This window comes from Ensifer sp. GW821-FHT05G01 (assembly GCF_059419585.1).
Genome location: NZ_JBWKSC010000003.1, coordinates 40,438 through 55,795 on the forward strand (window position 1 = coordinate 40,438; position 15,358 = coordinate 55,795).

The 15,358-nt window shown below is 59.4% G+C and carries 10 protein-coding genes; 7 read left to right on the forward strand and 3 right to left on the reverse strand.

Features of this window, described 5'->3' with window-relative positions; all coding sequences use genetic code 11:
• The first annotated feature begins 218 nt into the window (after nucleotides 1–218).
• The 6 genes from uvrA to AC07UR_RS09005 all read left to right on the forward strand — a co-directional run bounded on the left by uvrA (nucleotide 219) and on the right by AC07UR_RS09005 (nucleotide 10,480).
• A complete protein-coding gene (uvrA, locus tag AC07UR_RS08980) occupies nucleotides 219–3,140 on the forward strand; it encodes an excinuclease ABC subunit UvrA (RefSeq protein WP_209791828.1) in 2,922 nt (973 codons plus the stop codon).
• 6 nt (nucleotides 3,141–3,146) lie between these two features.
• A complete protein-coding gene (locus AC07UR_RS08985; RefSeq protein ID WP_209791829.1) occupies nucleotides 3,147–3,803 on the forward strand; it encodes a hypothetical protein in 657 nt (218 codons plus the stop codon).
• A 133-nt stretch (nucleotides 3,804–3,936) separates the two neighbouring features.
• Nucleotides 3,937–4,740, forward strand: coding sequence for a DUF72 domain-containing protein (locus AC07UR_RS08990; protein WP_209791830.1), 804 nt, complete (start codon nucleotides 3,937–3,939; stop codon nucleotides 4,738–4,740).
• Nucleotides 4,741–5,528: 788 nt separating this feature from the next.
• On the forward strand, nucleotides 5,529–9,332 hold the full coding sequence (locus AC07UR_RS08995; RefSeq protein ID WP_209791831.1) for a vitamin B12-dependent ribonucleotide reductase: 3,804 nt from the start codon (nucleotides 5,529–5,531) through the stop codon (nucleotides 9,330–9,332).
• Nucleotides 9,333–9,507: 175 nt separating this feature from the next.
• Nucleotides 9,508–9,927 carry a carboxypeptidase-like regulatory domain-containing protein gene (locus AC07UR_RS09000; protein ID WP_209791832.1) on the forward strand — a complete coding sequence of 140 codons (420 nt, stop codon included), beginning with the start codon at nucleotides 9,508–9,510 and terminating at the stop codon, nucleotides 9,925–9,927.
• Between the two features lie 124 nt (nucleotides 9,928–10,051).
• Nucleotides 10,052–10,480: a GNAT family N-acetyltransferase gene (locus AC07UR_RS09005; protein WP_209791833.1), complete on the forward strand. Its 429-nt coding sequence runs from the start codon at nucleotides 10,052–10,054 to the stop codon at nucleotides 10,478–10,480.
• 194 nt (nucleotides 10,481–10,674) lie between these two features.
• Here AC07UR_RS09005 and AC07UR_RS09010 read toward each other — a convergent pair whose 3' ends face one another.
• Nucleotides 10,675–11,844, reverse strand: coding sequence for an extracellular catalytic domain type 1 short-chain-length polyhydroxyalkanoate depolymerase (locus AC07UR_RS09010; protein WP_209791834.1), 1,170 nt, complete (start codon nucleotides 11,842–11,844; stop codon nucleotides 10,675–10,677).
• Between the two features lie 421 nt (nucleotides 11,845–12,265).
• On the opposite strand from AC07UR_RS09010, the gene AC07UR_RS09015 reads away from it, so the two are divergent.
• Nucleotides 12,266–14,365, forward strand: a complete 2,100-nt coding sequence (locus AC07UR_RS09015) for a catalase (protein WP_209791836.1) — start codon at nucleotides 12,266–12,268, stop codon at nucleotides 14,363–14,365.
• 218 nt (nucleotides 14,366–14,583) lie between these two features.
• Here AC07UR_RS09015 and AC07UR_RS09020 read toward each other — a convergent pair whose 3' ends face one another.
• Together AC07UR_RS09020 and AC07UR_RS09025 are read right to left on the reverse strand one after the other, a co-directional pair.
• Complete coding sequence (locus tag AC07UR_RS09020; RefSeq protein WP_268833758.1) at nucleotides 14,584–14,712, reverse strand: hypothetical protein; 129 nt, start codon at nucleotides 14,710–14,712, stop codon at nucleotides 14,584–14,586.
• A gap of 296 nt (nucleotides 14,713–15,008) precedes the next feature.
• Complete coding sequence (locus AC07UR_RS09025) at nucleotides 15,009–15,251, reverse strand: hypothetical protein (protein ID WP_173420017.1); 243 nt, start codon at nucleotides 15,249–15,251, stop codon at nucleotides 15,009–15,011.
• Between the last annotated feature and the right edge of the window lie 107 nt (nucleotides 15,252–15,358).

Below are 15,358 nucleotides of genomic sequence, written 5' to 3' on the forward strand. Positions count from 1 at the left end.
CTTAGCGGTCTGTTGCGGCGGATACGCCCCGCATCATGCATAATCCACAACAGATTTAGTCGATTTGCACGATGTTTGTTCTTTCTTTGTTCTAGTATTTCCCTATGATCCTGTCAACCGAATCGAAATGGCCACCAGTTTTGCCGATTGCGCCTCGACATGGGCGTTAGCGTCATTACATAGGGGGCTTTCAACAGACATGCAAAAGCTGGCTTCCGATGAGCGAACTCAAGACCATCTCCATTCGTGGCGCGCGCGAGCACAATCTCAAGGGCATCGATCTCGATCTGCCGCGCAACAAGCTGATCGTGATGACGGGGCTTTCCGGCTCCGGCAAGTCGTCGCTCGCCTTCGATACCATTTATGCCGAAGGCCAGCGTCGCTACGTCGAGAGCCTCTCGGCCTATGCGCGCCAGTTCCTCGAGATGATGCAGAAGCCGGACGTCGACCAGATCGACGGCCTGTCGCCGGCGATTTCGATCGAACAGAAGACGACCTCGCGCAACCCGCGCTCGACGGTCGGCACGGTCACCGAGATCTACGACTACATGCGTCTGCTGTTCGCGCGTGTCGGCGTGCCCTATTCGCCGGCGACCGGGCTTCCGATCGAAAGCCAGACTGTCAGCCAGATGGTCGATCGGGTTCTCGCCTTCGGTGAAGGCACCCGCCTTTATATCCTCGCGCCGCTCGTGCGCGGCCGCAAGGGCGAGTACAAGAAGGAACTCGCCGAGCTGATGAAGAAGGGCTTTCAGCGCGTCAAGGTCGACGGCACCTTCTACGAGATCGCCGAGGTTCCCGCCCTCGACAAGAAGTACAAACATGATATCGACGTCGTCGTCGATCGCGTCGTCGTGCGACCCGACCTGGCTTCGCGCCTGGCCGACAGCCTGGAGACCTGCCTGACGCTCGCCGACGGTCTCGCGGTTGCCGAATTCGCCGACAAGCCGTTGCCGCCGGAAGAAACCGCTGCGGGGGGCTCGGCCAACAAGTCGCTGAACGAAACGCACGAGCGCGTGCTGTTTTCGGAAAAATTCGCCTGCCCGGTCTCAGGTTTCACCATTTCCGAGATCGAGCCGCGGCTGTTCTCGTTCAACAATCCCTTCGGCGCCTGCCCGACCTGCGACGGTCTCGGCAGCCAGCAGAAGATCGACACGGCGCTGATCGTGCCGGAGGAGCACCGGACGCTGCGCGACGGTGCCATCGCTCCCTGGGCCAAGTCGTCGTCGCCTTATTACAACCAGACGCTGGAAGCGCTCGGCAAGGTTTTCGGCTTCAAGCTCGGCAACCGCTGGAACGAGCTGTCCGCCGATGCGCAGAAGGCTATTCTGCATGGCACGGAAGAAAAGATCATCTTTCATTATGAAGACGGTGCGCGCTCCTACAACACCACCAAGAATTTCGAGGGCATCGTGCCCAACCTCGAGCGCCGCTGGAAGGAAACCGACAGTGCCTGGGCGCGCGAGGAGATCGAGCGCTATATGTCGGCAGCACCCTGCCCGGCCTGCGCCGGCTTCCGCCTGAAGCCGGAAGCGCTCGCCGTCAAGATCGACACGCTGCATATCGGCCAGATCACCGAGATGTCGATCCGCGTCGCCCGTGACTGGTTCGAGGTGCTGCCTTCGCACCTCAACACCAAGCAGAACGAGATCGCAGTTCGCATCCTCAAGGAGATCCGCGACCGCCTGCGCTTCCTCAACGATGTCGGTCTCGAATATCTGAGCCTGTCGCGCAACTCCGGTACGCTGTCGGGCGGTGAAAGCCAGCGCATCCGGCTGGCGTCGCAGATCGGTTCCGGTCTGACGGGCGTGCTCTACGTGCTCGACGAACCATCGATCGGCCTGCATCAGCGCGACAACGCCCGCCTGCTGGAGACGCTGCGCCATCTGCGTGATATCGGCAACACGGTGATCGTGGTCGAACACGACGAGGACGCCATCCTGACGGCCGACTATGTCGTCGACATCGGCCCGGCCGCCGGCATCCATGGCGGCGAAGTGATCGCGCAAGGCTCGCCCGCCGACGTCATGTCCAATCCGAAGTCGCTGACCGGCAAGTATCTCTCCGGCGAACTGTCGGTTGCCGTTCCGAGCGAGCGCCGCAAGCCGAAGAAGAAGAAGGAAATCACCGTCGTCGGCGCCCGCGCCAACAACCTGAAGAACGTCACGGCGTCGATCCCGCTCGGCATCTTCACGGCGGTGACGGGTGTTTCCGGTGGCGGCAAGTCCACCTTCCTGATCGAAACGCTCTATAAGGCTGCTGCCCGCCGCATCATGGGCGCGCGTGAAAACCCGGCTGAACACGACCGTATCGACGGTTTCGAGCATATCGACAAGGTGATCGACATCGACCAGTCGCCGATCGGACGCACGCCGCGCTCGAACCCGGCGACCTACACAGGTGCCTTCACTCCGATCCGCGACTGGTTCGCCGGACTGCCGGAAGCAAAGGCCCGCGGTTACCAGCCCGGTCGCTTCTCGTTCAACGTCAAGGGCGGGCGCTGCGAAGCCTGCCAGGGCGACGGCGTCATCAAGATCGAGATGCACTTCCTGCCGGATGTCTACGTCACCTGCGACGTCTGCCACGGCAAGCGCTACAACCGCGAAACGCTCGACGTGCACTTCAAGGGCAAGTCGATCGCCGACGTGCTCGACATGACCGTCGAGGAAGGCGTCGAGTTCTTCGCCGCCGTTCCGGCTGTTCGCGACAAGCTGATAACCCTGAACCAGGTGGGCCTCGGCTACATCAAGGTCGGCCAGCAGGCAAACACGCTCTCGGGCGGTGAAGCCCAACGCGTCAAACTCGCCAAGGAGCTGTCGAAGCGCTCGACGGGACGCACGCTTTATATCCTTGACGAGCCGACGACAGGCTTGCATTTCCATGACGTAGCGAAGCTTCTTGAAGTTCTGCATGAACTCGTCAACCAGGGCAATTCGGTCGTGGTCATCGAGCACAATCTCGAAGTCATCAAGACCGCCGACTGGGTCATCGATTTCGGTCCGGAAGGCGGCGACGGCGGCGGAGAGGTCATTGCCAAGGGAACACCGGAAGAGGTGGTCAAGGAGCCGCGCTCCTACACCGGCCAGTTCCTGAAGGAGCTCCTGGAGCGTCGGCCGATGAAAAAGGTCGAGGCGGCTGAGTGAGCCGGTATGATTAGTTCCGGCGGTTCTGATGGGGCGGAGATTTCTGATCGTCAGCTGTTCGGTGAGGTGAAACTCGCTCTTTCGCGGCTGTCCGGTCGGAGATTGTCAAAAATTGAAGTTGAAGGCCCGTTCCTCCGTTCGAAGCTGGCGTGGAAGATTGCTGTGTATCAGCAAGCGATATTGTACCGGATTGTTGCACTGGGAACGGGAACAATTCGAGCATGCGATGCTGATGACACAATTGTGGGAATACTTACCGCGCGCGCATTTATTGAAACTGTTGCTGTACTTCAGGACGTTGCAACGAGAATCGAGCGACATCTTGGACGCGAAGATTTGGAAGAAATCGATGCTATCATAATGGCAAAGATATTCGCTACGCGTGATACGGAAATGGTTCGGGAGGAGGCGAAACTTAAATCGACAAACGTTCTGACTTCGATTGAGGCTCTGGATCAAGCTTTTCCCGGTGTACTTCAACACTACAACTTACTTTCGGAACGGTGCCATCCAAACACCATGGGGCACCATCAATTATTTGCGACAACTGACAGGGTTACTGGAACGGTAATCTTCTCAGAAGGAAAACGCATTGGACGTGAGCGCGACAGTGCTCTTACCGGCGTCATGCTTGCCATCTTTGTAGCAACCATTGATGGATAAGGTTGACGGTTTGATCTTGCGAACGGCTGAGTTGCAGCACCGCATTTCTCCGGTCGCGCAGGACATTTAGTCCGTTTTCTTCGGTTTTCAGCGCGACAATCGTACAATTTTTGAAGCAATGAGGAGGGATGGCATGACGAAATCCGGAAAGATCCGCGTTGGTATCGGCGGTTGGACGTTTGAGCCCTGGGAGGGCTCGTTCTATCCCGAGACCCTGTCGAAGAAGCGTCAGCTCGAATTTGCGGGCAAGGAACTGCGGGCGATCGAGGTCAACGGCACCTATTATTCGTCGCAGAAGCCCGAGACCTTCGCCCGGTGGGCTTCCGAAGTGCCGGAGGATTTTGTCTTCTCGCTGAAGGCCAGCCGCTTCGTCACCAACCGCAAGGTTTTGGCCGAAGCCGGTGAATCCATGCAGAAATTCCTGACGCAGGGGCTGACGGAGCTCGGCCCCCATCTCGGGCCGATCCTGTGGCAGTTCGCACCGACCAAGAAGTTCGAGCCGGAGGATTTTGAAGGCTTCCTCAAGCTCCTGCCGGAAAAGCAGGACGGCCTGCCGCTTCGTCACGTCGTCGAGGTGCGCAACCCGACGTTCCAGGCGCCTGACTTCGTGGAACTGCTTGAAAAATACAAGGTTGCCGTCGTGTTGGCAGAACACGCTGACTATCCGATGATCGCCGATGTTACCGCCGATTTCGTCTATCTGCGCCTGCAAAAGGGTAGCGACGATATCAAGACCTGCTACGCCCCGGAACAACTCGACCTCTGGGCGGATCGCGCCAGGACGTTTGCCGCCGGGGGAGAGCCGGAGGGACTTGCCAAGAGCGCGCCCGCTCGCAAGGCGAAGAAGGAGCCGCGTGATGTCTTTGCCTTCTTCATCACCGAAGGCAAGGTGAACGCACCGAACGGTGCGCGCGAGTTGCAGAAGCGCGTCGACTAAAGCGTGCCGCACAAGAAGTGCGGCGCGGTTTGGCGGTAGCCTTGCGCCCGACCGCAAGACGCGATTCACGGCAAGTGGAGTCAAGGCTTGCCACGCTGTTTGGGCCATCGTTTCAGGTGCGGGGACAGCCCCGCGCCTCCCCGACAAGGCGCTATATGGGCGCCTCCATATCGGCAAACGAATCAATTTGCGCTGCCCGTCACATCGCCGCCGCTTGTGCAACCGCGACTGCCCCTGGGGGTACCATTTATATGCTTTTTTACCCTTCAAAATTTTGATTTTTCGCCTGCCGCTGCGGCAGCGTCGCAGGCAAACTGTCGAAGTGCCTGATTTTCAAGGCATTGGCCGCTTTCCCCGTTTTCCACAGTCGATCCACACAACATCTAGCGCTCAAACTTCCGTCACAAACCACCCCTTGACGCCCTAGGACGATTCACGGTTAATGGATTTCACGTTGCGACGGCGGCGGACCGGAATGTTTTGAGCCCGGTTCATTTCTCGAAATCGTCGGTTCTGACATGCGGCAAACGCGGGTTCCCCGCTTGAGCCGCAGCGAGGAATTCTGTGCGTCATTTCGGGCCCGCTTGAGCAACATTTGGCTGGCATCAGGAAGCTGTTAATACTATATTTAGTGCTTGCAGCCAGCCTATCTCACAAGATACAGGGTCACCCAAATCTGGGTTTCCCTTCAAGGACGGAAGCTGAGGCTGGCTGCGGAATGGCTCCGCGGCTGGGCGGGGACAATTGCGCCTGTGGCGGGCGCATGGCAACACGAAGGACACGGGACAATGCTGATCGAACGTCGTTTCACCAAGGCCGGGCAATCCGCCTATGCGGAGATAGAGTTCCGCAAAGCTACGAGTGAAATCAAGAATCCCGACGGCTCGATCGTCTTCCGTCTCGCAGATATCGATGTGCCGGCGCAGTTCAGCCAGGTTGCCGCCGATATTCTCGCCCAGAAGTATTTCCGCAAGGCTGGCGTGCCAGCGAAGCTGAAGCGCGTCGAGGAGAACGATGTCCCCTCCTTCCTCTGGCGCTCGGTTCCCGACACGGAAGCGCTGAAGGCGCTGCCGAAGGACGAACAGTACGGTTCCGAAACCGATGCCCGCCAGGTTTTCGATCGCCTGGCCGGAACCTGGGCCTATTGGGGCTGGAAGGGCGGCTATTTCGCCAGCGAAGAAGACGCCTCCGCCTTCCGTGACGAACTTGCCTACATGCTCGCCACCCAGCGCGTTGCGCCTAACTCGCCGCAATGGTTCAACACCGGCCTGCATTGGGCCTATGGCATCGATGGCCCCGGCCAGGGCCACTTCTATGTCGACCCCTTCACCGGCAAGCTGACCAAGTCCAAGTCCGCCTACGAGCACCCGCAGCCGCACGCCTGCTTCATCCAGTCGGTTGCCGACGACCTCGTTAACGAGGGCGGCATCATGGATCTGTGGGTGCGTGAAGCGCGCCTGTTCAAGTATGGTTCCGGCACCGGCTCCAACTTCTCGCACCTGCGCAGCGAAGGCGAAAAGCTTTCGGGCGGCGGCAAGTCTTCGGGCCTGATGTCGTTCCTGAAGATCGGCGACCGCGCAGCCGGCGCCATCAAGTCGGGTGGCACCACCCGTCGCGCCGCCAAGATGGTCGTCGTCGATATCGATCACCCGGATATCGAGGAATACATCAACTGGAAGGTCAAGGAAGAGCAGAAGGTTGCAGCGCTCGTCACCGGCTCGAAGGTCGTCGCCAAGCATCTGAAGGCGATCATGAAGGCCTGCGTCAACTGTGACGGCACCGACGACGCCTGCTACGACCCGAAGCAGAACCCGGCGCTGAAGCGCGAGATCCGCGCTGCCAAGCAGTCGCTGGTTCCTGAAAACTATGTCCAGCGCGTCATCCAGTTTGCCAAGCAGGGCTACAAGGACCTCGAGTTCAAGACCTACGATACCGACTGGGATTCGGAAGCCTACCTCACGGTTTCGGGCCAGAACTCCAACAACTCTGTCTCGATCAAGGACGACTTCCTGCGCGCCGTGGAAGCCGATGGCGACTGGCACCTGACCGCCCGCAAGGACGGCCGCGTGATGAAGACGCTGAAGGCGCGCGATCTCTGGGAATCGATCTCCTACGCCGCCTGGGCGTCGGCCGATCCGGGTCTGCACTTCAACACGACGATGAACGACTGGCACACCAGCCCCGCCGCCGGCCCGATCCGCGCGTCGAACCCGTGCTCGGAGTATATGTTCCTCGACGACACCGCCTGCAACCTCGCTTCGCTGAACCTGATGATGTTCAAGGATGCGGCGACGAAGCGCATCAACATTGCCGATTACGAACACGCCGTGCGGCTGTGGACGGTCGTTCTCGAAGTCTCGGTGATGATGGCGCAGTTCCCGTCCCGCGAGATCGCGGAACTCTCCTACGAATACCGCACGCTCGGCCTTGGCTATGCCAATATCGGCGGCCTCCTGATGTCGTCGGGCATCCCCTATGACTCGACCGAAGGCCGCGCCATTGCCGGCGCGCTGACGGCGATCATGACCGGCGTTTCCTATGCCACCTCGGCTGAAATGGCCGCCAAGCTTGGCCCGTTCCCGGGCTTTGCCCCGAACCGCGACAACATGCTGCGCGTCATCCGCAACCATCGCCGCGCCGCTTACGGCGAGACGACGGGCTATGAGGGCCTCTCGGTCAACCCGGTCGCGCTCATCCACGGCGAAAATCCCGACCAGGACCTCGTCATCCACGCCATGAGTGCTTGGGACAAGGCGCTGGAACTCGGCGAGCAGCACGGCTACCGCAACGCCCAGTCGACCGTCATCGCGCCGACCGGCACGATCGGCCTTGTCATGGACTGCGACACGACCGGCATCGAGCCTGATTTCGCGCTGGTCAAGTTCAAGAAGCTCGCCGGCGGCGGCTACTTCAAGATCATCAACCGCGCCGTTCCGGAAGCCCTGCGCTCGCTTGGCTACTCCGAAAGCCAGCTTGCCGAGATGGAAGCCTATGCCGTCGGCCATGGCAACCTCAACCAGGCGCCTGCCATCAACCCCTCGACGCTGAAGGCCAAGGGCTTCACCGACGAGAAGGTCGAGGCCGTCAACGCTGCCCTGAAGTCGGCCTTCGATATCAAGTTCGTCTTCAACCAGTGGACGCTGGGTGCTGACTTCCTGAAGAGCGCTCTGAAGGTTTCCGACGAGCAGCTCGCGCAGATGGACTTCAACCTGCTCGAGCACATGGGCTTCTCGAAGAAGGACATCGAAGCGGCCAACATCCACGTCTGCGGTGCGATGACGCTCGAAGGTGCGCCGTTCCTCAAGAACGAACACCTGCCGGTCTTTGATTGCGCCAACCCATGCGGCAAGATCGGCAAGCGCTACCTCTCGGTCGAAAGCCACATCCGCATGATGGCGGCCGCCCAGCCGTTCATCTCGGGCGCCATCTCCAAGACGATCAACATGCCGAACGAGGCGACCGTCGAGGATTGCAAGAACGCCTACATGCTTTCCTGGAAGTTGGCGCTGAAGGCCAACGCCCTTTATCGCGATGGTTCGAAGCTCTCGCAGCCGCTGAACGCCTCGCTGATCGAAGACGAGAACGATGAGGATGCGCTGGAGGATCTGATCCAGGCACCGGCCGCAGCCCAGGCCGTGACCATCACGGAAAAGATCGTCGAGCGCGTCATCGAGAAGGTGATCCGCGCCCGCGAAAAGCTGCCGAACCGTCGTCAGGGCTACACCCAGAAGGCCGTTGTCGGCGGCCACAAGGTCTACCTGCGCACCGGCGAATTCGGCGATGGCCGTCTCGGTGAGATTTTCATCGACATGCACAAGGAAGGCGCCGCCTTCCGTGCGATGATGAACAACTTCGCCATCGCAATCTCGCTCGGCCTGCAATACGGCGTGCCGCTGGAAGAATATGTGGAGGCCTTCACCTTCACCAAGTTCGAACCGGCCGGCATGGTCCAGGGCAATGACGCGATCAAGAACGCGACGTCGATCCTCGACTACGTCTTCCGTGAACTGGCCGTGTCCTACCTCGGCCGTCATGATCTGGCCCATGTCGACACGTCCGACTTCAGCAACACGGCGCTTGGCAAGGGTATCCAGGAAGGCAAGACCAACCTGATCTCCACCGGCTGGACCCGTGGCTACAAGCCGACGATCGTCGGCGGCACGGCCGACCGCGCCGGGGAGCCGAAGGGATCGGCGACGTCAGCCCCTGCCCGCGCTTCATCCGGTGCAACGGTCACTTCGATCGCCGGCAACACGGTCCGCAAGATCGAGCAGACGACGTCGATCGCAACCTCCGAAATCGTCGCCTTCAAGCGCGACTATGAGGAGCGTGCGGCGGAACTTGCCGAAGAGATCGCCGAGGAAACGACCGAGATGGTCACGGAAGTGACGGCCCTTTTCTCCGACAAGGCCGCGGCCGAAGCGGCATCGGCGAAGTCGGATGCCAAGAAGCTCGAAGCCGAACGCCGCGCCCGCTCGATCATGCAGGGCTACACCGGCAATATGTGCTCCGAGTGCCAGAACTTCACCATGGTGCGCAACGGCACCTGCGAGAAGTGCGACACCTGCGGCGCGACCAGCGGCTGCAGCTGATCATTGCTACACTCATAGCTTGAATTTGCGTGAGTGCAGTGCAAGACTAGAAACGAAAGGCGCCCTTTTGCTTGGGCGCCTTTCGCGTTTCGTCGGGCGTCTAACCTGATTGCCCCAGACGCGACGTAATGGATTGGGTCTGCTATTTCGGACAGGAACAGGATAGGCCGTTAAAATGCATGTGACGCGCCTATTGCCATTGCTGCTGCTTGTCTTGCCAGCTGGCTGCGCATACCCAATTTACAAGCAGCTGAAGCCTGCGGCGGATGTCTCTGTGCAAGACGCCAACGGGGTGCCGATCGCCGGCGCAAATGTGCATCTCTGGACTGTTGTTTATCCCCACCATCGCCGCGGACCTGCCGAGATGAAAGAGACCGACACGTCAGGTAACGCCCGCTTTCCCAGCGAGAGTGAATGGCGCGTCGAGGCACTGGTCATACATGGCTACGACGTATTCGCTTGGCGGTGGTGCGTCGCTAAACCTGGCTATGAAACGCGCCATCTGAGTTACGATGATTGGCTCAACACCAAGTCACCGATCGTCCTGCGCGAAGGCATATCGCAACCGTGTAAGGAGCCTGAGGCTTTTGGGTGACACCCTTTTCAGCGGGCACAGATCATGTATCTGTCACAGCGATTGAGACACCTGCCGACCACCGCCATGCCATGGTGCATCCGCAGCCTTACCCATTCACCCCGCTTGTCTGGTTCGATCCCAAATGACAGACCCCATCATCGACATCATTCTTGAAGATCCAAGCAAGGACGATCTGCGTGCGATCGTCGCGACGCTCGATGCCTATAACGATGCGCATAGCGGTATGGTCGACCAGCCGGGCTTTGCGGTCCTCATCCGCGACCCCGAAACGAAAGCGGCTATCGGCGGGCTCTATGCGACGGATGGCTATGGCTGGGCCTTCATCCGCTATCTCGCGATACCGGAAGATCTGCGCGGCCAGGGCCTGGGACAACGGTTGATCGAAGAGGCAGAGAAGGTCGCGCGGGACCGCGGTTACATCGGCCTTTGGCTCGATACGTTCGAGTTTCAGGCGCGGCCCTTTTACGAGAAGCTGGGCTTTGAGGTTTTCGGTCAGTTGGAAGGCGGGCCCGGTGCAATACCGCGTTACTTCCTGAAGAAACGGTTTTAGCTTCGACACCCGCATGCAGATGGCATCCGTCTCGCGACGCAGACATGGCGCTAACGGTTGGCGATTGGATCGTGCTGGCTCCCGCCAGTGGGACTGAAGAGCCGGCTCGGCCATGCCAGACAGTTGATTGACGCCATACGATTTGCTGCCGGCGGCGCCCGGATCTGAGTTGTCGCCCGGACGCCGTAGCGGGTCTATTTCATCAGCCCCGCGGCGCGCAAAGCGTCTTCGATGATCTTCTGGACGCCGGAGGTGTGTACCTTCCCCGCTCCGGTCTGACGCCGTCTCGCCCGCTCCTCCTCATTCTCGCTGACGAGCGTGCCCGGCATAAGGATGTCACCCGTATGGACGAAACCCTCCGACTTCGCGTCCTTCTCATCGTTTGGCCGATGATCAGCAGCAAGGGTCACAAGCCCCCAGAAGCTGGCAATCTGTAACGTGGACGAAATGCCGGTTTCCAGCATATAGGGGCCCACCTTGCCGTAACCATCCGGACCGGCTGTCGCCAACGGCGTGCCGTGGCCCATCCCTTGGATGGCATAGGTTTCGATGACCTGTCGTCCATCGGCATCGCGCCAGACCCGGCGCAGGTAACCTTTTTCAGGCTCGTCGGTGAAATCGGTCGTCTTGACACCGTGAAGCCCCGTCCATTGCCGAACGATCGCCTCCATGTTCGACACGTCGACCGTGCCATCGGCGGTGCCGTGCCAGACCGATATCGTCGGCCAGCGTCCCTTGTGGGGCGATGCCCTGCGAATCAGCGTCTGCAGCTGGGTTTCGCCGGGACCACCATGCCCCCGCATACGGTCGAACGCTTCCGGAATGGATGTTGCCGTGCCAAAGGGCAATCCTGCGATGATCGCTCCGCCCGCGAAAACCTCGGGGTAGCTCGCCAGCATCACCGATGACATCGCACCGCCGGCCGAAAGGCCGACAATGAAGATGCGGCTCCGGTCCAAATTGTAGGTCGAAACCATGGTCTCGATCATCTCGTGGATCGAGCGGGCTTCACCGGCGTCGCGTCGCGCATCGCCAGGTTCAAACCAGTTGAAGCAGAGGTTGGCATTGTTGGCGCGCTGCTGTTCTGGGAAAAGAAGCGCAAAATCGTATCGATCGGCCAGATTCGACCAGCCGGATCCTTCGTCGTAGGCGGCGGCGCTCTGAGTGCAGCCGTGCAGGACGACCACCAATGGAGCACCCGCGGCAAGGTTTTGTGGAACGAACATCCGGGCTTTGAGCGCCCCAGGGTTGGCGCCCGCTATGGTCATATCCTTCAGTCGGTCACGGGTGGTATGCCCGTTCGCCTCACCGTAGGCAGCTTTGAGCGCGGCAAGGCGGGCAATGGTGTCCTGCAGATTTCTCATTTCAGGCATCCCTCATGGTGCAACGGCCAAAACGGCGCTGACACCTCCCAACGCATTCACCACGGATTGGTTGCTGCACTGCACAAAATATTGCCAGCTGACATTAGAATACCAGGAGAACACCTGGCAGCTTTCTATCCGGAACCTTGAAAGCGTTTATTTCAGACGTCGGGGAACTATCCGTCCGCCGGTGGGTTGCGTCTTCGTGTTCTCGACAACAGCAGATGGAGCTTCGGTGCTCATGCCGGTCGCAGCTTTCGATGCAGAATTCGGCGGCACGCTCTAACCAATAACGTGTACGCCGGATTTTCACATCAGCGATGCTTGAGATGGGTCGGCGATCTCGCCGCACAAGCCGAATTCTAAACTTGGCTGTTGCGGGCCGCGGCGAGACATTACGCGCAAGCAAGGATGAAACCTCATGGCAAAGAATACCTTTGAAACTCGCAAGGGCGAAGGCGGAGAAACACATCAGCAGGTCTCCGAACACAACGGGGATACGGCGGATGCGGCCCATCTGACGACAAATCAAGGCATCCGCATCAGCGATAACCAGAACAGCCTTCGGTCGGGAGACCGTGGCCCGACGCTTCTGGAGGACTTCGTTCTGCGGGAGAAGATCTTTCATTTTGACCACGAGCGCATTCCCGAGCGCATCGTTCATGCCCGAGGATCCGGTGCTCACGGGTATTTCGAGCTTTTCGAATCCCTCGCCGATATAACCAAAGCTGACCTATTTCAGCGGGCGGGCGAGAAAACACCGCTGTTTGCCCGCTTTTCGACGGTGGCTGGCGGCGCAGGGTCGGTCGACACGCCAAGAGATGTTCGCGGCTTTGCGGTGAAGTTCTACACCCGGGAAGGCAATTGGGATCTGGTCGGTAACAACATCCCCGTCTTTTTCATCCAGGACGCTGTCAAGTTTCCCGATCTTGTTCATGCCGTCAAAATGGAATCCGACCGCGCCTTCCCTCAAGCCGGCAGCGCTCACGACACCTTTTGGGACTGGGCGTCCCTGATGCCGGAAACGACCCACATGCTGATGTGGGCTATGTCCGACCGTACCATTCCGCGCTCATTGCGCATGATGGAAGGTTTCGGAATCCATACCTTCCGTCTGGTCAGCGCCGAAGGCAAATCGACTTTCGTCAAGTTCCACTGGAAGCCGAAGCTCGGCATTCAATCGACCGTGTGGGATGAGGCCCTGAAGCTGCAGGCTGCTGACAACGACTATCATCGCCGCGACCTTTGGGAAGCCATTGCGACCGGCAACTTTCCCGAATGGGAACTCGGGTTGCAGCTGTTCGACCAGGAATTTGCCGACGCTCAGCCCTATGACGTGCTCGATGCGACAAAGCTCATTCCAGAAGAGCTGATCCCGATCCGGATTGTCGGTCGCATGGTTCTGGACCGAAACCCCGACAACTTCTTCGCAGAGACCGAGCAGGTCGCTTTCTGCCCAGCCAACATCGTGCCGGGGGTGGATTTTTCCAACGATCCTCTCCTGCAGGGTCGCTTGTTCAGTTATCTCGACACGCAGAAATCCAGGCTTGGAACGGCGAATTTTCATCAGATCCCGATCAATGCGCCCAAATGTCCCGTAATGAATTTTCAGCGCGACGGACAGATGCAGATGAACGTCCCGAAGGGGCGCGCGAACTATGAGCCCAACAGTCTTGCCGAGCACGGCGAAGCTGGTGGCCCGCGCGAGTGCCCGAGGACGGGGTTCAGCACATCGGAAGGCCGAGCCGACCTGCACGAACAGGGGGGCAAGTTACGCGCACGCGGTGAGCTTTTTGCCGATCATTACAGCCAGGCCCGATTGTTCTGGATATCGCAACAGCCGACCGAGCAGGCCCATATCGCCTCGTCATTCGTTTTTGAGTTGTCCAAGGTCCAACTTGCGCAAGTTCCTCCACGCATGCTCGCCAACCTGCGCAATGTCGACGAGGATCTGGGCAGGCGTGTGGCCGATGGTCTCGGTCTGGTGCTGCCGGACAAGAGCCCCACAGCGCGGGAACCTTTCGCCATGGAGCCGTCACCGGCGCTGAGTATCCATGCGAACATGAAGGCTCTCCTCACCGGCCGTAAAGTCGGAATCCTGATCGCTGATGGCACCGATGCAGCAGAGTTGAAGGAGATTGTGGCGGCGGTCGAGAAAGCGGGAGGCACTGCCTTCCTTGTTTCACCGAGGATAGGTGGAGCCAGGCTCTCCGATGAGAACATCATGAAGGCGGACGGGCAATTGGCTGGATCCCCGTCGCAGCTCTTCGACGCTGTTGCCCTCGTCCTCTCGAATGCTTCTGCCATCGATCTCGCCAAGCAGGCAGCTGCAGTTCAATGGGTTATGGATGCATTTGGCCACTTGAAGGCAATAGGCTCAAGCGAAACATCGAAGCCTCTGCTGGATAAGGCGGGCGTGGCGCCGGATGCTGGCATTGTTGGATTGGTGGGCACGAGTTTTGTCGAGGCCGCAGCGACGCGGTATTGGGATCGTGAGCCGAAGGTCCGCGCGCTGGCGTAGCTTCTAACGCCATCAGCCGTTCTCTTGGGCCGGACCAACCATCGGCATTCCCGGTTGCCAAAGCCCCCGCTCGTGTCCCATGCGGGTGCTTTGTTCTTCAACGACTGCCGCCGGCATCACCGGTTCGGTTGATCGGAGCGTGGGAGATCGTACCCGTGCAACCGAAGCCGTTTTGGCGAAATGCCCATTTCTATGGCATTTCCGTCTGCTTCGCCGGATTACTTCGGTGCGACGATGCCCTGGTAATAGTCGCCGTCGCCGCCCACATAACCCACACCCAGACTACCCGTGGTTTGCGCACAGGCAGACAGGGTGGTGAGAACGAGTAGCAACATCGCGGTTTTCATAGGCTTTTGCTCCTTCAGCGTCGTTTGACATTCGGCCGTGCGCTACCGCCGAAGCGACGCATGACGATTTGACCCAGCAATTCTATGATACTCCATGGAGTATCTATCAAGGGCGTTGATTGTTAAAAGCTAATTTGTGCCTGTCTGTGATGCTTTCAACGCCTGCGCGTACTGCAATGGCACATTTTTGGGCGCGGCTCGGTGTCACAGCTCTTGCTGAAGGCGCACGATACAAACGATACGCTGTCTCTGGCCGTTAGAGTTAAGCCAGCCCCCGGAGAGACCGAGACGAAATCTCACGTCGACAGATGCTTGCCCGATTGCTCCCGCTCTCGCCAGTAGCGCAGCCTGAGGCGTGGCGCCATCAGCCAGGCGATGAAGGGCGTCAGGATGAAACACGTGACGACCACGACAGGCAGAGCGTATTTGGCGTTGTCGGCCAGCGCCGGGATGGAGAGAACGATTACAACACCGATGCCGAAGAGCACCGCATTGATCATCAGCCCAACCATGATGGCAAGCTGCAGGCGTACGGACATGTCGGCCTCCGTTTAAAACCACCGAGCGAGAACGCTGACTTTTTCGAATGGTTCCGAAATCGGGATTGTAGCAGAAACCGTCCACGCGCGAAATGAGAGCACAAACC